Source organism: Streptomyces sp. NBC_01352, assembly GCF_036237295.1.
In the GTDB taxonomy this organism is placed as follows: Bacteria; Actinomycetota; Actinomycetes; order Streptomycetales; family Streptomycetaceae; genus Streptomyces; species Streptomyces plumbiresistens.
The window spans coordinates 10,017,750-10,037,012 of the sequence record NZ_CP108354.1; the positions used below are offsets into that span (position 1 = coordinate 10,017,750).

Annotated in this window: 19 protein-coding genes; 10 read left to right on the forward strand and 9 right to left on the reverse strand. The window is 72.6% G+C overall.

Features of this window, described 5'->3' with window-relative positions; all coding sequences use genetic code 11:
* Positions 1-2: 2 nt before the first annotated feature.
* Positions 3-971 carry an acetylxylan esterase gene (locus OG252_RS45940; protein ID WP_329343890.1) on the reverse strand — a complete coding sequence of 323 codons (969 nt, stop codon included), beginning with the start codon at positions 969-971 and terminating at the stop codon, positions 3-5.
* Between the two features lie 103 nt (positions 972-1,074).
* Between OG252_RS45940 and OG252_RS45945 the strand changes: the two genes are divergently transcribed.
* Positions 1,075-2,451, forward strand: coding sequence for an 8-oxoguanine deaminase (locus OG252_RS45945; protein ID WP_329343893.1), 1,377 nt, complete (start codon positions 1,075-1,077; stop codon positions 2,449-2,451).
* A gap of 19 nt (positions 2,452-2,470) precedes the next feature.
* On the opposite strand, the gene OG252_RS45950 is transcribed toward OG252_RS45945, so the two are convergent.
* The 3 genes from OG252_RS45950 to OG252_RS45960 form a co-directional block, all read right to left on the reverse strand.
* Positions 2,471-3,055: an Rv1733c family protein gene (locus tag OG252_RS45950; protein ID WP_266445144.1), complete on the reverse strand. Its 585-nt coding sequence runs from the start codon at positions 3,053-3,055 to the stop codon at positions 2,471-2,473.
* 190 nt (positions 3,056-3,245) lie between these two features.
* Positions 3,246-3,965, reverse strand: a complete 720-nt coding sequence (locus tag OG252_RS45955) for a ferredoxin reductase (RefSeq protein ID WP_329343895.1) — start codon at positions 3,963-3,965, stop codon at positions 3,246-3,248.
* Positions 3,966-4,068: 103 nt separating this feature from the next.
* The gene (locus OG252_RS45960) at positions 4,069-4,674 is read right to left on the reverse strand and encodes a sulfite oxidase-like oxidoreductase (protein WP_329343897.1); all 606 of its coding nucleotides are present in this window, start codon (positions 4,672-4,674) and stop codon (positions 4,069-4,071) included.
* Positions 4,675-4,892: 218 nt separating this feature from the next.
* Here OG252_RS45960 and OG252_RS45965 point away from each other — a divergent pair, with 218 nt between their 5' ends.
* Entirely contained in the window at positions 4,893-5,819 is a 927-nt protein-coding gene (locus OG252_RS45965; RefSeq protein ID WP_329343899.1) for an NADP-dependent oxidoreductase, read from the forward strand.
* A 311-nt stretch (positions 5,820-6,130) separates the two neighbouring features.
* A complete protein-coding gene (locus OG252_RS45970; RefSeq protein WP_329345378.1) occupies positions 6,131-6,832 on the forward strand; it encodes a GNAT family N-acetyltransferase in 702 nt (233 codons plus the stop codon).
* 4 nt (positions 6,833-6,836) lie between these two features.
* Here the strand turns inward: OG252_RS45970 and OG252_RS45975 are convergent, their stop codons facing one another.
* The gene (locus OG252_RS45975; protein ID WP_266445154.1) at positions 6,837-7,295 is read right to left on the reverse strand and encodes a MarR family winged helix-turn-helix transcriptional regulator; all 459 of its coding nucleotides are present in this window, start codon (positions 7,293-7,295) and stop codon (positions 6,837-6,839) included.
* Between the two features lie 227 nt (positions 7,296-7,522).
* Between OG252_RS45975 and OG252_RS45980 the strand changes: the two genes are divergently transcribed.
* Positions 7,523-8,356 (forward strand): putative protein N(5)-glutamine methyltransferase, encoded by an 834-nt coding sequence (locus OG252_RS45980; RefSeq protein ID WP_329343901.1) that lies wholly within the window; start codon positions 7,523-7,525, stop codon positions 8,354-8,356.
* A gap of 29 nt (positions 8,357-8,385) precedes the next feature.
* On the opposite strand, the gene OG252_RS45985 is transcribed toward OG252_RS45980, so the two are convergent.
* Positions 8,386-10,476, reverse strand: coding sequence for a SpoIIE family protein phosphatase (locus OG252_RS45985; RefSeq protein WP_443068461.1), 2,091 nt, complete (start codon positions 10,474-10,476; stop codon positions 8,386-8,388).
* 282 nt (positions 10,477-10,758) lie between these two features.
* Between OG252_RS45985 and OG252_RS45990 the strand changes: the two genes are divergently transcribed.
* The 4 genes from OG252_RS45990 (at position 10,759) to OG252_RS46005 (ending at position 14,229) form a co-directional block, all read left to right on the forward strand.
* Positions 10,759-11,631, forward strand: coding sequence for a hypothetical protein (locus tag OG252_RS45990; protein ID WP_329343903.1), 873 nt, complete (start codon positions 10,759-10,761; stop codon positions 11,629-11,631).
* 231 nt (positions 11,632-11,862) lie between these two features.
* On the forward strand, positions 11,863-13,170 hold the full coding sequence (locus OG252_RS45995) for a cation:proton antiporter (protein ID WP_329343905.1): 1,308 nt from the start codon (positions 11,863-11,865) through the stop codon (positions 13,168-13,170).
* A 255-nt stretch (positions 13,171-13,425) separates the two neighbouring features.
* Positions 13,426-13,695 carry a DUF3040 domain-containing protein gene (locus OG252_RS46000; RefSeq protein WP_266445164.1) on the forward strand — a complete coding sequence of 90 codons (270 nt, stop codon included), beginning with the start codon at positions 13,426-13,428 and terminating at the stop codon, positions 13,693-13,695.
* A gap of 165 nt (positions 13,696-13,860) precedes the next feature.
* Positions 13,861-14,229, forward strand: a complete 369-nt coding sequence (locus OG252_RS46005; protein WP_266445167.1) for a hypothetical protein — start codon at positions 13,861-13,863, stop codon at positions 14,227-14,229.
* 3 nt (positions 14,230-14,232) lie between these two features.
* Here the strand turns inward: OG252_RS46005 and OG252_RS46010 are convergent, their stop codons facing one another.
* A complete protein-coding gene (locus OG252_RS46010; RefSeq protein WP_266445170.1) occupies positions 14,233-14,541 on the reverse strand; it encodes a hypothetical protein in 309 nt (102 codons plus the stop codon).
* A gap of 258 nt (positions 14,542-14,799) precedes the next feature.
* Here OG252_RS46010 and OG252_RS46015 point away from each other — a divergent pair, with 258 nt between their 5' ends.
* On the forward strand, positions 14,800-16,815 hold the full coding sequence (locus OG252_RS46015) for an NADPH-dependent 2,4-dienoyl-CoA reductase (protein ID WP_266445173.1): 2,016 nt from the start codon (positions 14,800-14,802) through the stop codon (positions 16,813-16,815).
* Positions 16,816-16,847: 32 nt separating this feature from the next.
* Positions 16,848-17,396, forward strand: a complete 549-nt coding sequence (locus OG252_RS46020; RefSeq protein WP_266445176.1) for a PadR family transcriptional regulator — start codon at positions 16,848-16,850, stop codon at positions 17,394-17,396.
* Here OG252_RS46020 and OG252_RS46025 read toward each other — a convergent pair.
* Positions 17,393-17,926: a hypothetical protein gene (locus OG252_RS46025; protein ID WP_266445179.1), complete on the reverse strand. Its 534-nt coding sequence runs from the start codon at positions 17,924-17,926 to the stop codon at positions 17,393-17,395. The two genes, OG252_RS46020 and OG252_RS46025, sit on opposite strands and share 4 nt — an antisense overlap.
* 170 nt (positions 17,927-18,096) lie before the next feature.
* Positions 18,097-19,101, reverse strand: coding sequence for a fibronectin type III domain-containing protein (locus OG252_RS46030; RefSeq protein ID WP_266445181.1), 1,005 nt, complete (start codon positions 19,099-19,101; stop codon positions 18,097-18,099).
* Positions 19,102-19,263: the final 162 nt, after the last annotated feature.

Below are 19,263 nucleotides of genomic sequence, written 5' to 3' on the forward strand. Positions count from 1 at the left end.
CCTCAGGCGTACGACCGCAGCCAGCGCACCTTGGCCGCCTCGTGGTAAGGGCCGCCGCCCTCATGGTCGTTGAAGTCGTACACCTCGATCGCCTTCTCGTCGTGCGCCCAGCCGTTGAAGGCCGCGAAGACGGTGGAGGGCGGGCAGGTCTGGTCCTCCAGGGCCACCGAGAACAGGGCGGGGGCCCGGCCGCGGGCCGCGAAGTGCACGCCGTCGAAGTAGGAGAGCGTGCGCAGGACGTCCTGGGCGCGGCCGCGGTGCGTCTTGAGGTAGAGGCCGATCTCCCGGTACGGGTGACGGTCCGTGAGCGTGGCCGCGCGCGGGTAGTCGCACAGGAACGGCACGTCCGGCGCGACGGCCGCCAGGTCCGGGACCAGCCCGCCCACCGCGATCGTGATGCCGCCGCCCTGGCTGGAGCCGACCGCCACCGTGCGCGCGGAATCGGCCAGGGGGTGCGAGCGGGCGGCCTCGACCGCACGCACCGCATCCGTGAACACCCGGCGGTAGTAGTAGTTCTCCGGAGCGTCGATGCCCCGCGTCATGAAACCGGGGTACGCGGGCGCGCCGCCCACCGGGTCCGCGGTGCCGCCACCGCCGCCCCAGGCGCTGCCCTGACCGCGGGTGTCCATCACGAAGTGCGCCCGGCCCGTGGACGCCCACAGCAGGTGCTCGTGCGGCAGACCGCGCCCGCCGCCGTACCCGACGAACTCCACGACCAGCGGGACCGGCGCGGAGACCTCGGCGGGGATCGTGAACCAGCCCTTCACCGGGTGCCCGCCGAAACCGGCGAACGTCACGTCGTACACCTTCACCGTGGTCAGACCCGTGTCGACCAGCTCGAACCGGGCGTCCAGGTCGTGCTCGCGGGCTTCCTCGAGGGTCTTCGTCCAGAAGGCGTCGAAGTCCTCGGGCTCGGCGGACTTGCTGCGGTACTCGCGGAGCTCATCGATCGGAAGGTCGAACAGGGCCATGTAGGACCACCTTTGTGAACAGTGGGTGCGGATGATCACACCGTACGTGGATGGTCGGACGACTCGCCAGGTCTTTGCCCCGTCACGCGCCTACGATGACGCCATGACGTCTGCTGCGGAAGTGCCGGTCGAGGAAGCGGACCTGCTGGTCAGGGATGCCGGACTGCTCGTCGTGGACGGGGAGCGGGAGATCCCGGGCGGCTGGGTGACCGTGACGGGTGGTCGGGTCACCGGCGTCGGATCCCCCGGGACCGAACCCGAGGCCCGTACGACCGTCTCCGCGGCCGGCCGGCTCGTCACCCCCGGCCTGATCAACACGCACCACCACATCTACCAGAACCTCACCCGCTCCTACGCGCCCGCCGTGAACGGCTCCCTCTTCGACTGGCTGACCACCCTGTACCCACTCTGGGCCGCCCTCGACGAGGAGGCCGCCTACGTCTCGGCCTACGTCGGCATGGCCGAGCTGCTGATGGGCGGCTGCACCACGTCCTCGGACCACCTCTACGTCCACCCCCGCCCCCGCCTCGTCGATGCCGAGATCCGTGCCGCCCGCGACATCGGCTTCCGCTTCCACGCCACCCGCGGCTCGATGACCCGCTCCGTCGAGGACGGGGGACTGCCGCCCAGGAGCGTCACGCAGACCGACGAGGAGGTCCTCGCCGACAGCGAGCGCCTCATCAAGTCCCACCACGACCCCGAACCGGGTGCGCTGGTCCGGGTCGCGCTCGCGCCCTGCTCGCCGTTCTCGGTGACCAAGGAGCTGATGACGGCGACCGCCGAACTCGCCGAGCGCCACGACGTACGCCTGCACACGCACCTCGCGGAGGACCACGACGAGGACACCTACTGTCTGGAGACGTACGGTTGTCGGCCAGTGGAGTACTTCGAGGAGACCGGGTGGATGAGCGACCGCACGTGGGTCGCCCACTGCATCTACCCGAACGACGACGAGCTGCGCCGCCTCGCCGCCGCGGGCGTCGGCGTGGCGCACTGCCCCAGCTCCAACATGCTGATCGGCGGCGGCACGGCCCGGGTCAGGGAGATGCGTGAACTGGGCCTGCCCGTCGGCATCGGCTGCGACGGCTCCGCCTCCACCGACCATGCCTCGCTCTGGATGGAGACCCGCGGGGCTCTCCTCCTCGGGCGCTACCGCGGCGGACCCGGCGCGATGACCGCACGGGACGCCCTCGACATCGCCACCCGCGGCTCGGCCCGTTGCCTCGGCCGCGCGGACGAACTGGGCCACCTGCGGCCCGGCGCCTGCGCCGACCTGGTCGTCTGGGACCTGCACCAGGTGGCACTGGCCGGTGCGTTGAGCGACCCGGTGGAGGCGTGGCTGCGCTGCGGTCCCGCCCGGGCGTGGACGACGGTGGTCGCGGGAAAGGTGCTGGTCGACCGCGGTGAACCCGTCCTGCCGGGACTGGCGGACGCGCTGCGGACGCACGGGGGAATCGCGCGGCGGATGCAACAGAAATAGCCGTCGGGCTGCGGGCCGGTCACGCCCGGCGGCGCGTCCACTGCGGCTCGGTGAGGGCCCACTCACGTTCCCACTCGGCCATCCGGCGGCGGTTGGCCGCACCCCGTACGACGGAGTGACCGAGGAGCACCACCGCGACCGCACCGCCCACCGCGCACGCGCCGATGGCCAGCGTGTGCTGCCACACCGCGGTCCCGTCCGGCGGTGGGGAAACACTGCGACCCCGGGCGTCGAACCACACGTCCACCACGTCACCCTGGCGCGTGCCCCCAGGGACCCGCGCCGAGGCCGTCCGCGCACCGGTGTTCGGCTCCGTCCAGCGCACGGTCGCCCGGTACGCGTGCTGGCGGCCGCCCTGGACCGCGGGCACCGAGTCGGCGGCCCTGCCGACGACCTCGGCACGGACCCGATGACGATCGGCACGTTGCTTCTCGGCGACCGCGCGGGCCTCGGAGTGCGCCCATGAGGCGGCGAACGCCCCGACGAGAGGAGCGCCCACCCACAGCAACACCGTGACGGCCAGTACCGTCCACGCCTCGACGACGTCCGACCGACGCCGCAGCGGGCTGCGCCGCCAGCGCCAGCCGCGCACCCGGGTTCGCATGTCGACCTCCGCACCGCGCACGACTGCGAGTGCCCCCAACGATCTAGTACCCGTTCCACCGGCATCGTTCACCGACGGCCCCGTCCGGGGCCGCCGGACAAGTGCCCAGCAAGCGGGTGCCGAAACGCCGGGGCGGTGCGGGCGGGTCGGCAGGAACGGCTACGGCCGCGTCGTGTGAAGGGTCGTGCCGTCAGCCGAAGCGTTCGATCCGGATACGGTCCACCGGCTGACCGGCCTCCACCAGCAGTCGCGAGGCATGCTCGGCGAAGGCGTTGGAGCCGCACACATAGGCCTCCCACCCACCAGGCGGCTGCTCGGCCAGGAGCGGCGCCACATGTGCGGCCGTCATACGTCCCACCGGCACACCCTCCGGCGCGCTCCGCGTGAAGACGGGTGTCGTCTCCGCGCCCAACTCCCGGGCGTAGATCAGCTCTTCGGGACTGCGCGCGGACACCAGCATCCGCAACGGCACGGACAGGTTCCGTGCCCGGTGGTGCCGCACCATCGACATCAGCGGTACGACCCCGGAGCCGGCGCCGATCAGCAGCGCCGGCCGGTCGCCGGGCCAGGCGAAGAAGCCGCTCAGCGGACCGCGCACCTCGACCTCGTCGCCGGGCCCCGCCACCGTGTGGAACCAGCCCGAGACCTCACCGCCCTCGACATGGTCCAGGGTCAGCTCGATGTGGCCCGAGTCGTCGGGCGCGGAGGCGATCGAGTAGTGGCGCTGCGCCGCGTAGCCGTCCTCGGCGGTCAGCCGCAGCATCAGGTGCTGGCCGGGCAGGTGCCCCGCCCAGGCGGGCACCGCGAACCGGTACGTGGCGGCGTGCGCGGTCTCGCGGCGGATCTCGGTGAGCGTGGCGGTCTGCCACACCGCGGCGGCCTGCTTGCTCACGGCGATCCGCCCGGGCACGGCGAACCGTGTCGCGGGAGTGAAGCCGGGAGGAGCGAAAGCGGGAGGAGCGGAACCAGGGGCAGCGAAACCAGGGGAAGCAAAGCCGGGGGAAGCGGATGTCTCAGTCACCGGAGTACCGCTGCTCCTCCCAGGGATTGCCACGCTCGTGGTAGCCGTTCTGCTCCCAGAAACCCGGCTCGTCGTGGTCGAGGATCCGCAGACCGGCGATCCACTTGGCGCTCTTCCAGAAGTACAGGTGCGGCACCAGCAGCCGCGCCGGCCCGCCGTGCTCGGCGGCGAGCGGCTTCCCGTCGTACTCCCAGGCGATCCAGGCGCGCCCGCCGGTCAGGTCCGCGAGCGGGAGGTTCGTGGTGTAACCGGTGTGCGAGTAGGCGACGGCATGGGTGGCGGACCCATGTGGCCGCACCACATCCAGGAACGCGTCCAGCGACACGCCCCCGAACCGCACCCCGAACTTCGACCAGCTCGTCACGCAGTGGATGTCGCCCTCGTAGGCCGACGCGGGCAGCTCGTGCGCCTCGGCCCAGTCCCAGGTGCGGGGCGCCTCGACCAGCCCGTCGACACGGAACGTCCAGTCGGCGGGCGCCAGGTCGGGTGTGACCTCCGCGGACAGGACGGGCCAGTCGTCGCCCGCGTCGTACTGGCCGGGCGGCAGCCCCGGATTGTGGACACGGGCGCGTCCGGTGAAGCCTCGGGTGACGTTCATATGGGTCCAACGTGACAGCGACGGCAAATGGCTAACGCGTTCAACCGTACGCGCACGTCACACCTGCCCCGCCTCCGGGGCGGCCCGCGATCATTAAGGCCGCATGAACTCTCCGCCGCTCCGGGAATAGCGGACCGCCGATCCTCCTTGCCGACTGATGTCGCAACGGGTGGCCCATACAACCGTCTGACCGGCGGCAGCGAAGGAGAGTGGGAACAGTGCCCAAGGCGTACGTCTTCACGCGGTACGGCGGTCCGGAGACCGAGGCCCTCGTCGAGGTGGACCGGCCTGTGCCCGGCCCCGGCCAGGTCCTGGTCGCGGTGCGGGCCGCCGGGGTCAACCCCGTCGACTGGAAGCTGCGCACCGGGTTCCGCCGGCCGGGCGAGAGCGGCGACCGCGTGTTCCCCGCCGTCCTCGGCAGCGAGGCCTCCGGGGTCGTCGAGGAGCTCGGCGACGGCGTCGAAGGCTTCGCCATCGGGGACGAGGTCTTCGGCAACACAGCGGCCGGCGGCTACGCGGAGTACGCCCTGCTGCCCGCCGCGGTGACCGCGCACAAGCCCGCCGAGCTGTCCTTCACCGTCGCCGCGACCCTGCCCGTCGCCGCCGCGACCGCGTACGACGGAATCCGCCAGCTCGACCTGCCCTCCGGCGCGACCGTGCTGGTCACCGGCGCGGGCGGCGGCGTGGGCGTGGCGGTCGTACAGATCGCCCGGGCCTTCGGGCTGCGCGTCGTCGGTGTCGCCGGCGAGAGCAAGAAGGACTTCGTCGAGTCGCTCGGTGCCGTGCACGTCCCCTCCGGGCCGGGCTGGGCCGAGCGGGCGCGGGCCGCCGCACCGGACGGGGTCGACGGCGTCTACGACCTCGTGGGCGGTGAGGTGCTGTCCGAGGCCGCCCAACTCCTCACCGACCGCCCGAAGTTGGTCACCGCCGGTGCCCCGCCCGAGGAAGCCGAGCGGCTGGGCGGCACCCGGGTGGCCCGGGCCCGCAACGCGGCCGTCCTGGATGCCGTGGCCCACCTCGTGCTGAACGGCGACCTCACCCCGCACATCACCGGCACGTTCCCCCTCGACCGAGCCGGCGAGGCCCTGCGCACGGTCGAGGACGGCCACGCCCGCGGCAAGGTCGTGATCGAGGTCGCCCGATGAGCGCCGCGGAAGCACCGCAGACCACCGGCGAAGACCAGGCCGTCCACCGGCCGCGGGCCGACGACGGACCGAAGACCACCAGCGCATCGCAGGCCGTCGGTCAGACGAGGCACGCCGAGGAGCCGCAGCGCACCGGCGGTCCGCAGGCCACCGTCGGATCCCAGGCTGTCGCTCAGCCGCAGGCCGGTGGCGGATTGCGGACCGTCGGCGATCCGCAGGCCGCCGGTGAACGGCAGGCCGCCGGTCAGCCGCAGGTCCTCGGCCACCCCCATAGCCCCGGCCACCCGCAGCCCACCGCCGTACCCCACGTCCTGGACCACCCCGCCCGCGCCGCCCTCACCGGCCCGCACGCCCACTTCGCCGAGCGGCATGGGCGGATCCTGCGCTATCCCGTGGACGTCACGCCGTGGCTGGCCCTGCCCGACGAGCCCGATGCCGACGACTGGGCCGACCTCGCGGCCTTCGCGGGGCCCGGTGCCGAGGTGCCGCTGCTCGGGTTCCGGGGGCCGGTCCCCGAGGACTGGGAGGTCACGTTCCGAATAGAGGGCGTTCAGTTCGTGGACGACGGGCTGAGCACAGCCCCCGAACCCGAGGCGGTCCGACTCGGCCCCGGCGACGTGCCCGAGATGCTCGACCTGGTCGCCCGGACCCAGCCCGGCCCCTTCCTGCCCCGGACCATCGAGCTCGGCACCTACCTCGGAATACGGCGGGAGGGTGCCCTGGTCGCCATGGCGGGGGAGCGGCTGCACCCGCCGGGCTGGACCGAGATCAGCGCCGTCTGCACCGACCCGGCCTTCCGCGGCGAGGGACTGGCGACCCGGCTCATCCTCGCCGTCGCCCACGGCATCCGGGAACGCGGCGAGACCCCGTTCCTGCACACCGGCGCCGGCAACACCAACGCCATCCGGCTCTACGAGTCGCTGGGCTTCCGCCTGCGCCGCACCACCGCCTTCATGGCGGCACGAGTACCGGAACGCCTGCCGGAGCGGCGTACGGCCGTACCGGTGGCGTAGTCGGTCAGTCGCCCTTCGAGCCGGCCGCCGACCCGGCGTTGTACCGCACGAGATACCGGGCGAACCGCTCCAGGTCCTCCGCCGGCCAGCCCGCGAGCCGCTCCCGGAAGACCGCCCGGCGGCTCACCGTGACCTGGGCGAGGATGCGCCGGCCGGCGTCGGTCAGGTCCAGGACCTGGACGCGGTGGTCCTCCGGGTCCTGGCGCCGCTCGACGAGCCCGGCGCGCTCCAGGGCGGCCACCTGGCGGCTGACCGTGGACTTGTCGAGGGCGTAGTGCGCGGCCAGGTCGGTGGCGCGACAGCCGCCGCTCTCCTCCAGATGCCCGAGCAGGGTGTACGACACCAGCGACAGCTCGGGGTGCATACGCCCGGCAGAGGCCCGGGCCCGACGCGCGAACGACGTCAGTTCGCGGTGGATGGTCTCCACGGCTGCGTCGTCGCCGGTCGGTGCGGATGCGTTCACGGGGCCTCCTCGCGTCACTGGTTGCATAATACAACTCGCGACAACAGGAGGCTTCGGCGGCTGATCGTTGGGGTAGTGTTGCCGCGCTGTGTCCGTCGCGAACGACCGAGGAGGTGAGACCCATTACCGCTGTGTCAGGTCGGGTGCTCTCTCCTCCAACCGACGCGGACCACCGCCAGTAGGCGGCCGCGAGAGCGCCCTTCGGCTCCCGAAAGGCCCTCGGCTTCATGCCTCCACTTTCTCCGTCTTCGTCCTCCTCGCCTTCCTCGCCGTCTTCACCGCAGTCCTCGCCCGCGTCCCGTGACTCCGTCGTGGCCGCGCTGCGCGCCGCCGGCTGTGTGTTCGCCGAGGACGAGGCACGGTTGATCCTCGCCGCCGCCCGCACCCCGGACGAACTGGCCGCCATGGTCGACGGCCGTGTCCTGGGCCGGCCCCTCGAACTCGTCCTGGGCTGGGCCGAGTTCCGGGGACTGCGCATCACCGTGGAACCCGGGGTCTTCGTACCCCGTCGCCGTACCGAGTTCCTCGTCGAGCAGGCGCTCGCCCACGTCCCCGACGCGTCCGTCGTGGTGGACCTGTGCTGCGGCTCGGGTGCCGTCGGCGCCGCCCTCGCCGCCGCGCTCGGCCCCGTCGAACTGCACGCCGCCGACATCGAACCGGCCGCGGTGCGCTGCGCCCGCCGCAATGTCGCCGGCGTCGGCGGTCAGGTCCACACGGGCGACCTGTTCGACGCCCTCCCCGGGGAACTACGGGGCCGCGTCGACATCTTGGCGGCCAACGTGCCGTACGTCCCCACCGGCGAGGTCGCTTTCCTGCCCGCCGAAGCCCGCGACCACGAGCCGCTGGTCGCCCTGGACGGCGGCACGGACGGGCTGGACGTCCTGCGCCGGGTCGCGGCCGAGGCACCCCGGTGGCTCGCCCCCGGCGGCTGTCTCCTGGTCGAGACGAGCGAACGCCAGGCGCCGGCAGCCGTCGAGGCGTTCACCCGCAGCGGGCTGACGCCGCGCCTCGCCGTGTCGGAGGACTGGTACGCCAACGTGGTCGTCGGGACCCGGCTGTAGCGACCAAGCCGCGCCTGACGCCCCTCAGGTCAAGGCGCCGTCTGCACCCGTGCGATGAGCAACGCCACGTCGTCGGAGTTGTCGGGTTGGTGCAGCGTGCGCAACAGGAGGTCGCAGACCTCCTCCAGCGGGCGGTCGGGGCCCTCCAGCAGCGCCAACAGGGCGTTCAGGCGCTCGTCGAGCGGGTGCTGCCGGGTCTCGACGAGACCGTCGGTGTAGAGCACCAGCCGGTCGCCGGGTTCGAGGTCGACGGTGGTGGTGGAGAAGGCGACACCGCCCACTCCCAGCGGGGCACCGGTGGGCAGGTCGAGCAGCTCCGGCGGACGTCCCGGACGCAGCCGGGCGGGCGGCAGGTGCCCGGCGTTGGCGATCCGGCACTGCCGCAGCTCCGGGTCGTGGACGACGTACACACAGGTCGCGATCGAGTGGTCCAGGCCGTCGGTGATCCGGTCGAGGTGCTCCAGGAGCCGGGCCGGATCGAGGTCGAGGGAGGCCAGGGTGTTGGTCGCGGTGCGCAGCCGGCCCATGGTCGCCGCCGCGTTGAGGCCGCTGCCCATCACATCGCCCACCACGAGCGCGGTCTTGCCGCCCTCCAGGGGGATCACGTCGAACCAGTCGCCGCCGACCTCGGTGGTGGCTCCGGCCGGCTGGTAGCGCGAGGCGACCTCCAGACCACCGGTGACGGGCGGATGGCTGGGCAGCAGGCTGCGCTGGAGGGTGAGGGCAGTGTCGCGGGCGTTCTGGTACCAGCGCGCGTTGTCGATCTGCACGGCCGCGCGGGACGCCAGCTCACGGGCGAGCAGCACGTCGTCGTCGGTGAACGGCAGCGGGTTGCGGGTGCGCTTGAGATCGAGGGCGCCGAGCACCTCGCCGCGCGCGATCAGCGGCACCGCCAGATAGGAGTGCACCCCGGCACGGGTCAGCAGTTCGACCGCCTCGGGGGAGCGGGCGATGCGGGTCAGGTCGGCGGCCTCGACCTGCGCGACCAGGATCGGCTGTCCGGTGCGTACGCACTCGGTGACCAGGCGGTCGGGAGCGTACCGGGCCACCTCTCCGGGCGGGTCGGCCGCGAGGAGGACGTCCGGGGCTCGGTCCGCTTCGACGGCCAGGGCCCGGATGACGGCGGGTTCGGCGGGGCCGAGGGTGCTGGGCCGGCCCTGCACCACCGCCTCCAGCAGATCCACGGCCGCGATGTCGGCGAGGTCGGGCACCGCGACCTCGGCCAGTTCCCGGGCGGTGCGGTCCAGGTCCAGGGTGGTGCCGATCCGGGCGGAGGCGTCGGCGACGAGCGCCAGGCGGCGACGCGCGGCCTCGGCCTCGACGGCCGACCGGTGCTGCTCGGTGACGTCCACGACCGAGCAGGCCACGCCCAGCACGTTGCCGAGCGCGTCCTCCAGCCGGTAGAGCGAGACCGACCAGGCGTGCTCCTCCTCCGGATCGGCCGGCGTCCGGCCCACGCTCTGCTGGTCGACCAGCGGCTGTCCGGTCTCCAGCACCCGACGGGCCGCGGACTCCAGGGCCGCGGCGTCGATGTCCGGCAGGAGGTCGCCGATCCTGCGGCCGACGTGTTCCTCGGCCGGGAGGCCGTTCAGCCGCTCCAGTGCCGGATTGACCGAGACGTACCGCAGATCGGTGTCCAGGACGGCCAGCCCGTTCGGGGACTGCGCGACCATCCGCGTCGACAGCGCCACGTCCCGCTCCAGCCGCCGTACGGTCGACTGGTCGGCGGCGAGCCCCAGGGCGTAGACGTCGCCCTGGTCGTCCAGCAGCCGCATGTTGCGGAACTCGACCAGCTTGGTGCTGCCGTCCTTGTGACGGACCGGGAACGCTCCGGCCCAGCCCTGACCGGTCTCCATGACGTCGGCGAACAGCTTGACCACCAGGTCGACGTGCTGCTCGTGGATCATCAGGTGGGCCGCGTACTGCCCGAGAGCGTCCCGCGCCGGGTAGCCGAACAGTTCCTCGGCCTGCGGGCTCCACAGCACGATGCGCCCGTCGGTGTCCAGGACGATCGAGGCCACTCCGAGCACGTCGAGGAGCCCGCTCGGTTGCACCGGCCCCCGCACCGGCCCGTCGGCGGGCCCGCCGGGCAGCTCCTGCTGCTCGGCGCCCTCGGTCACCGGACTCTCCCGGCTGCTCTCATTGCACGCACCGCCTTCGGCCGTCCTCGCGGCACGTCGTTCCCCCGTGCCGACTCCCCTGTTCTACCGCGTCCAGCCGTCTCTGCGACGTCACCCGGCAGCTTCTTCCACCATCCCTCAACACGGCGGTGGCCGTCCGGTGAAGCCGGATCACGGCACCGTGACCGAGCCGACACCCAGCGTTCCCGTTTTGGTCTGTACATGACCACCTAGTCGGGCCAGACTGTCCGCCGATCACGCCCACCTCCCGAGGAGCCCCCCATGCCCCTGCGTGCCCGGCAACGTTGTCACACGGTCCTCACCGCCGCCGTCGTCCTCGCCGCCACCCTGCTGGCCACCGCGTCGCCCGCCTCCGCCGCCGACACCTGGACCGAGGTGGGCTCCGACCGGGCCGACCCGCTGACCGAGAGCCAGGGCCTCACCTCGGTCGAGGTCCCGGCCGGGGCCGCCAACCGGTACACGGGAATCGGCACCATCCCCGTCGACCTGAGCGGCCGCGGCTGGAACCACGTGGGCGACCCCGACGCCTCCTACGACGGCCACTACATCGAGCCCTACCAGCGGGACTCCGGCACCACGAAGATGTTCCGCGTGCAGTCGCCGGGCGGGACCTGGGCGGAGTACGTCCACACGCTGAGCTCCGGGGAAGCGCTGAACAACTCCTGGGTCGCCGTCTCGCCCGGCGGCCAGTGGATGCTGGCCGGGGAGTACGGCACCATGAGCCGGCTGCTGGTCTTCCCCACCCCCGGCGTCAATCCGGGCACCTCGCCCTCGGTGAACCTCCCGCAGGCGTCCACCGTCCGCCTCGATCACGCCGTACGCGACGTACAGGGCTGCGACTTCCTCAGCGCCACCCGGCTGCTGTGCTCCTCCGACGACCCGGCGGGCACGCTGTTCGGCATCACCAAGCCGCTGCTCCAGATCGACCTCTCCGCCGAACCGAACGGCACGTCGGACGTCACCGGCCACGTCACCGCCCTGCGCCAGCTGCCCCTGCGCAGCTCCTGCTCGGGCACCTTCGAGGCGGAGGGCATCGACTACGACCGCCGTACGGGCACCCTGCGCGTGATCGTCGTGTCGCCCGGATTCTGCGTTCTGACCGACAGCAAGACGTATCGCTTCACGCGGAGTTGAGGCCCGTCGAAGCCGGGGGCGGCCCTCGGCGGCCCGTCCGGAAATGAGTGTCGGCACCGATGGTGATGCCCGTCGCGGGAATGCGACGGTGGCGGGGAAGGCCGAGATCCCGCGTCCCCGGGACGCCCGACGATCGACGGCACCCGGCACGACCCGGACGAAGGAGGACCCGTATCCACCCCCGTGAAGTGAAGCCCGTCCGCCGCTCGGCGTGGTCCGAGGAGGTGACCCGTGGGACACGCTGACACTCTGCTCGCCATGGGCGGCGCCTTCCTGGCCGCCGCGTTCCTCGCCCGCCTCGGCGGCAGGATCGGACTGCCAACGATCCCGCTGTTCATGCTCGCCGGCATCCTGCTCGGCCCGCACACGCCGGGCCTGGTCCTGGTGGAGGACGCCCACGACTTCGAGATGCTCTCCGCGCTCGGGCTGGTGCTGCTGCTGTTCTACCTGGGCCTGGAGTTCCATCTCGACGACCTCAGGAGCGGTGGCAAGCGCCTGCTGAGTGCGGGCGGGACCTATCTGCTGCTGAACGTCGGCGCGGGCCTCGGCTTCGGGTTCGCGCTGGGCTGGGGGACGCGGGAGGCGTTGGTGCTCGCCGGTGTCCTGGGCATCTCCTCGTCCGCCATCGTCACCAAGATCCTCATAGACCTGGGCCGTATCGGCCGCCCGGAGACCCGCCTGATCCTGGGCGTGATCGTCGTGGAGGACATCTTCCTCGCGCTGTACCTCGCGGCCCTGCAACCGGTCCTCAGCGGTGCCCAGGGCATGGGAGAAGTGGTCCTGCAGGCGGGCAAGGCGTTCGCCTTCCTGCTGGTGCTGGCCGCCGCGGCCCGGTACGGCACCCGGTGGGTCGGCCGGCTCATCCAGGTCCGTGACGACGAACTGCTGGTCATCAGTTTCCTCGGTGCCGCGGTCCTCGTCGCCGGTGTCTCCGAGGTGCTCGGGGTCGCCGACGCCATCGGCGCCTTCATGGTGGGCCTGATCCTGGCCGGCACGCCGTCCGGGCCGCGCATCCGCGAGCTGGTGCATCCGCTGCGCGACGCTTTCGCGGCGATCTTCTTCTTCGCCTTCGGGCTCGCCATCGACCCTTCGGTCGTCGCGTCCGTCGCCGGACCGGTCGCCGCCGCGGCGGCGCTGACCGTGGTGATGAACGTGGTCGCGGGCCCGCTCGTCGCCCGCCTGTACGGCTACGGCGCCGAGCCCGCCGCGGACATCGCCACGACACTCGTGGCCCGCGGCGAGTTCGCGTTGATCCTCGCCGCCATGGCCACCAGCGCGGGGCTCGACGCACGCCTGGCCCCGTTCATCGCGGGCTACGTCCTCGTGCTGGCGGTTCTCGGTCCCGTCGCCGCCGGACGCTCCCACCTGCTCGCCCGCGCCCTGCGCTCCACGCACGCCCGGCTGTCCCGGGGCACGGCCGCCCGGCCCGGCGAACCGGCGCAGGAACCGGCCGACGCCGCCGACTCGTACCGGACGGACGACGACGTCATGTCCGCGTCGGCCTCCAGTACCCGGCCGGCGGAGGCGGCTGACCGGTAACACCCCTGGTGCCCGCGGTCGTGGCGGGGCCGCGGAGACGGGACGGTCGGGAGTCCGGCCGAGAGGGCCGCAGAGGGTGGGCCGGAGGCCGCAGGAGGGACGGGACGGCGCGGGGGAGTGAGCCGAGCGATGCCCGCCGGGGCGGTGGGGCGCCTCCACGACGGTCTCCGGCAGCGTCACCGCCGCCGCGGCCGTCCCGGAGGGCCCGACGCCCGGCCCGCTGCGACCGGCCTGCCGGCGCGACACGGAGGAACCATGCCCCAGTCCGACGACGAACGTCTGGTCGATCTCGAAGCGCGGCTCGAGCGGGACGATCCCCGGTTCGCCCGGGCGCTGGGCGCCGGCCGACCCGCTCGCCCTCGCGAGTACCGGCGCACCGGCGCGTGGTGGACGCTGGCCGTCGCCGTGACCGCGCTGACGACCGGCGTGGCCCTGACCGTCGGCCTCCTCATCGCCACGGGTCTGGTCCTCACCGGCATCGCCGCCGAGTTGTTCGACCCCCATCGCGGCCGACCGCGGCCCTGACACCGCTCGGCGTACTCGGTCCTCCACCGGCGCGACCCGGTCGCGGAACAGAACGGGCGCCTCGGCCGGTAGTGCTCCACGGCATGTGGTGGTTTTCTTGGGATACGGGGCGGTTTCACGGAGCGGCCGTGGTACCGTGCCGCGGCCACGAGAGGAGCGATCACGATGGACGGTGAGCGACCGCACCCGGAATCCGTCTCGGTGGAGATCAGCGGATGCGACAAGGACGACGCCCGGATCGTGTTCGACACCCTGTGTGCCTGCTTCTCGTCCGACCGGTGCGCCGACGACGTACCCCAGGAGCTCTCGGAGACCCGTCCGACCGTATGGCTCGGCACCTTCGACGTCGCCGACCCGCACGAGGGCGCCCGCCCCGCCCGGCTCTCGTCCTCCGTCATCGCCGACGTGCAGGGCGGATACTGGGCGATCGACCGCTTCCGCTCCACCCTGGACTCCCTGTTCTCCGTGCACGACCTGTCCTCGGCCTCCGGAGACCAGGAGAAGGAACTGCACGTACGGCTGGAGAGCCGGTGACCGCTACCCGTCCGCGCCGAGGAGGCTGAGCACCGCACCCCGGTGGACGGCGTGGACGCCGGGCAGGTCCGCGAGGCGGGCCCGTTCGTCCAAGCCGTGCAGTCCCTCGTACCGCACGCCGAAACCCGCGGTGGCCGGGATGCCCTCGCCCGCCGGCAGGTTGCCGATGTTGGACGGCCCTGCCGTCTTCGCCCGCACGCGCAGTCCCTCCCGGGCGGCGGCGTCGAGCAGCGCGGCGGCGGGCTGCCCGTCCTGGGCCAGGCGGACCGTGCGGCCACCGGGGTGATCGCGGTCGGCCGCGGGGCGGGCCATCGCGCGTCCAACAGGAGGTCACCGACAGCTTCGGCGGCAGCGGGAACCCGCCCTCCGCGCCCGGAGTCCGGCCGCGTCGAGTAGGCCCACGAGACGGGCCGCGCGGGACACCGTCCCACCGTCGGCCGGCTCGACCCCATCTCCCACGGCGCCGAGCGTGGCAGGCATCACTCTTCCTCGGTTATGCAACTAGTTGCATAAAGCGGGTGGGGTCCTCTACAACAAGGGGGTACGACACCGCCGCGCACGGAGGGCCCGATGAGCCGTTACCCGCACCTGTTGTCCCCGCTCGACCTGGGCTTCACCACGCTGCCCAACCGCGTCCTCATGGGCTCGATGCACGTCGGCCTCGAGGAGGCCGAGCGGGGCTTCGAACGGATGGCGGAGTTCTACGCGGCCCGGGCGCGCGGGGGAGTGGGGCTCATCGTCACCGGGGGCATCGCCCCCAACGACGAGGGACGGCCGTACGAGGGCGGCGCGAAGCTCACCACCGACGCCGAGGCCGAGCAGCACCGGGCCATCACGGAGGCCGTGCACCGCGAGGGCGGCCGGATCGCGATGCAGATCCTGCACTTCGGCCGGTACGCCTACCACCGCGACCTCGTCGCCCCGAGCGCCCTCCAGGCGCCGATCAGCCCCTTCGTGCCGAGCGAGCTCACCGACGCCGACGTCGAGCGGACGATCGACGACTACGTGCGCGCCGCCCGCCTGGCCCGGCAGGCCGGGTACGACGGCGTGGAGATCATGGGCTCCGAGGGCTATCTGATCAACGAGTTCATCGCCGCGCAGACCAACCACCGCACCGACCGCTGGGGCGGCTCGTACGAGAACCGCATGCGCTTCCCCGTCGAGATCGTCCGGCGGGTGCGCGAGGCCGTCGGCGAGGACTTCGTGATCATCTACCGGCTGTCCATGCTGGACCTGGTCCCCGGCGGCTCGACGCTCGACGAGGTGATCACGCTCGCCAAGGCCGTCGAGGCCGCCGGGGCGACGATCATCAACACCGGCATCGGCTGGCACGAGGCCCGTATCCCCACCATCGCCACCTCGGTGCCGCGCGGCGCCTACACCTGGGTGACCAAGCGGCTCATGGGCGAGGTGTCCGTCCCGCTCGTCACCACCAACCGCATCAACACCCCGGAACTCGCCGAGGAGTTGCTGGCCTCCGGCTGCGCGGACATGGTGTCCATGGCCCGGCCGATGCTCGCCGACCCCGACTTCGTCGCCAAGGCCGCGGCCGGCCGCCCCGAGGCGATCAACACCTGCATCGGCTGCAACCAGGCCTGCCTCGACCACACCTTCAGCGGCCAGATCACCTCCTGCCTGGTCAACCCGCGCGCCTGCCACGAGACCGAGCTGGTCCTCTCCCCGACCCGGCTGCGCAAGCGGGTGGCCGTGGTGGGCGCAGGACCGGCGGGTCTCGCCTGTGCCGTCAGCGCGGCCGAGCGCGGCCACGAGGTGACCCTCCTCGACGCCGCGAGCGAGATCGGCGGCCAGCTCAACGTCGCCCGCAAGGTCCCCGGCAAGCAGGAGTTCGACGAGACCCTGCGCTACTTCCGCCACCAGCTCGACGCCCACGGTGTCGATGTACGGCTCAACACCTGGGCGGCCGCCGAGGACCTCGCCGACTACGACGAGGTCGTCGTCGCCACCGGCGTCACCCCGCGCACCCCCGACATCCCCGGCGTCGACCACCCGAGCGTCGTCGGCTACCTCGACGTCCTGCGCGACGGCGCCCCCGTCGGCGACCGCGTCGCGATCCTCGGCGCGGGCGGCATCGGCTTCGACGTCGCCGAGTTCCTCACCGACGGCGGCGACAAGGCGAGCGAGGACCCGGCGACGTACTTCCGTCATTGGGGCGTCGACATGGACTACGCGGCACCCGGCGGACTCGCGGCCCCCGAACGCCCCGCCCCGCCGCGCACCGTCCACCTGCTCCAGCGCAAGACGACAAAGGTCGGCGCGGGCCTCGGCAAGACCACCGGCTGGATCCACCGCACCGAACTCAAGCACCGCGGCGTCACCATGGTCCCGGGTGTGCAGTACGACCGGATCGACGACGCCGGCCTGCACGTCACCGTCGGTGACGCGAGCACGGTCCTGGAGGTCGACACCGTCGTGCTGTGCACGGGACAGGATCCGCGCCGCGACCTGTACGAGACGCTGCTCGCCGCGGGCCGCAGCGTCCACCTCATCGGCGGTGCCGACCTCGCCGCCGAACTGGACGCCAAGCGGGCCATCAAGCAGGGCACCGAGCTGGCGGCGACACTGTAGGGGCCCTGCGGCGGCCTCCCTAGGATGACTCCATGTCACTCCCGCACGCGATCCTCACCGCTCTGCTCGAAAAGCCGTCGTCGGGCCTCGATCTGACCCGCAGGTTCGACCGGTCGATCGGCTACTTCTGGTCGGCGACGCATCAGCAGATCTATCGCGAGCTGGGAAAACTGGAGGCGGAGGGGCACATCCGGGCGCTGCCCGCCGAGCAGCCGACGCGCGGCCAGAAGAAGAGCTACGAGGTCCTGCCCGCGGGCCGCGCCGAACTCCGGCGCTGGACGGCCGCGGCGCAGGACCCCAAGCCGCACCGCGACGCGCTCCTACTGCGCCTGCGGGCCGCGGCCGTCGTCGGCACCGCGGGCCTGGAGGCCGACCTGCGCCGCCATCTGGACCTGCACCGGCTGCAGTTGGCCGAGTACGAGGAGATCGAGAAGCGCGACTTCCCGCCCATCAACGACAGCGCGCAGGCCAGGCTCCAGCACCTGGTCCTGCGCGCGGGAATCGAACTGGAGACCTTCTGGACGCAGTGGCTCACCGAGGCCCTTGAGGAGCTGCCCGTCCTGGAGGACGGGCCCGGCTAGAGCCGGTACGGCTTCGAGCGGCGGCGCAGGAACCACGCCGTGGCCAGGGCGCCCGCTCCCACCAGCGTCCCGCCCGCCACCAGGGTGAGCTTGCCGTAGTCCTTCGTGGTGCCGCCCAAGCCGCCCATGACGCCGCGCGACGGCGAGGCTGTGGGGGAGACCGTGGGAGTGGACACGGGGGTCACGATGACCGACTGGGTGCCGGCCGTCGTGTTGTTCGCGCACTGGACGATGACGGTGTAGGTACCCGCGCTCACGCTCGACCAGGCTGCCGACTGGAGGTTGCTCGTCCCGGACAGCGCCACCTGGCGGCCCTGGGAGAAGTTCGCCTGACTGCTGTTCAGGAGCGAGGCGGTGCCCCAGCTGCCGTTGACCTGGGTGCAGGCGCTGGTCGTGACGGAGACCGTGGAGCCGGTGGTGCTCACGGAGATCCCCGAAACGGCGGCGGCCGGTGTGGCGGTCAGGGCGAGCGGCAGCGCGGCGGCTGCCACGGTCAGGCCGGAGCGGAGGAGTAGCTGAGTAGTGTGCATGGACCTGTCCTCCGGCGGCACGGTCGGCGGTACATCCCTTGCGCCGCCGAGGATCGGGGAAGGACCGTGCTGCCCTCAGGGGAAGCCAACGTGCACCCGGCGATTCCCGCATGCGGACGGCCCCCGTGCAGGTGACGGATTCCGTCGTCCGGGGGAAGCGGGAGCGGTCGTCAGGGCCGTTCCGGCTGCGGGCTCGCGCCCGTGGTCACGGTCCGCTCCGTCGAGAACCCGCCCCAGGTGCCGTCCGGCAGCTTCGCCCGGATCCGCACCCGGTGGCTGACGCCGGCGTCCCGTCCCAGGTAGAAGCTGTACGTAGCCCGGTCGCGCGGCGCCGTCCCGCCGAACACCAGCGAGGTGGCCGGGCGGCCGTCCAGGTGGACCTGGTACTCCGTGACCACCCCGTCCGTGCGCGGCGGAATCCAGGCGAGGTCGAGGTGGTACGCCCCGTCGGCGCGGCGGGTGCTCGCGCGGAAGTCGGTGGGAGCGGTGTCCCGTCCGTCGTCGGTGCCCGCAGTCGTGAGGCGGACGGGGCCGCCGGCCGGCGAGAGGTTGTCGGCCGCGTCCCTCGCCCGCACGGTGAAGGAGTAGCGGGTGCCCGGACGCAGCCCCGTGACCACGGCCGCCGTCTGGTCGCCGCCCACGCTGTGGATCTTCGTGGCGCCCTGGTGGATGTCGTACGACGCCACGTCCCGGTCGTCCGTCGAGGCGTCCCAGGAGAGCTGGACCGCCCGGCTTCCGGCCGTTCGGCCGCGCAGCCCGCCCGGTCGGGTCGGGGCCGAGCGGTCCGCCGCCGCGGCCGCCGGGGTCTTCGCCCGTACCTCACGGCTGGGTGGCCCGAGGCGTCCCCCGGTGTCGCGTGCCCGCACGGTGAAGACGTACCTGGTGGACGGGCTGAGCCTGGTGACATCCACCATGTGCCGTGAACCCGGCGCCTCCTCGACCTTCGTGGTGCCCCGATACACCTCGTAGGTGTCGATGTCGGCGGACACCGCGTTCCACATGACGTGCACGCTCGTCGAGCTCCCCGCGGTGGCGGTGACGCCCGTCGGCACGGCGGGGAGTCGGCCGCTCTGGCCGTCGCCCGTCCCGCCGCCTCCGCAGGAGGCGATCAGCGTGAGCGCTCCGCAGAGCGCGAGGCGGCGGGGCAGGGAAGCGGGGACGGGAACGCGTCGCACGACTGCCTCCCTCAGGACACGCGCCATATTGGTCCGGACCAATATGGCGTGTGTGACGCGATCACATCAAGAGGGCGGTCCGTGGTGCCTGCCGGTCGAGGACCGTTGTCGGGGTAGGGGGTCGGTGCCCGTCCGGGCTTTCGTATGCTGAACCCCTCGCGG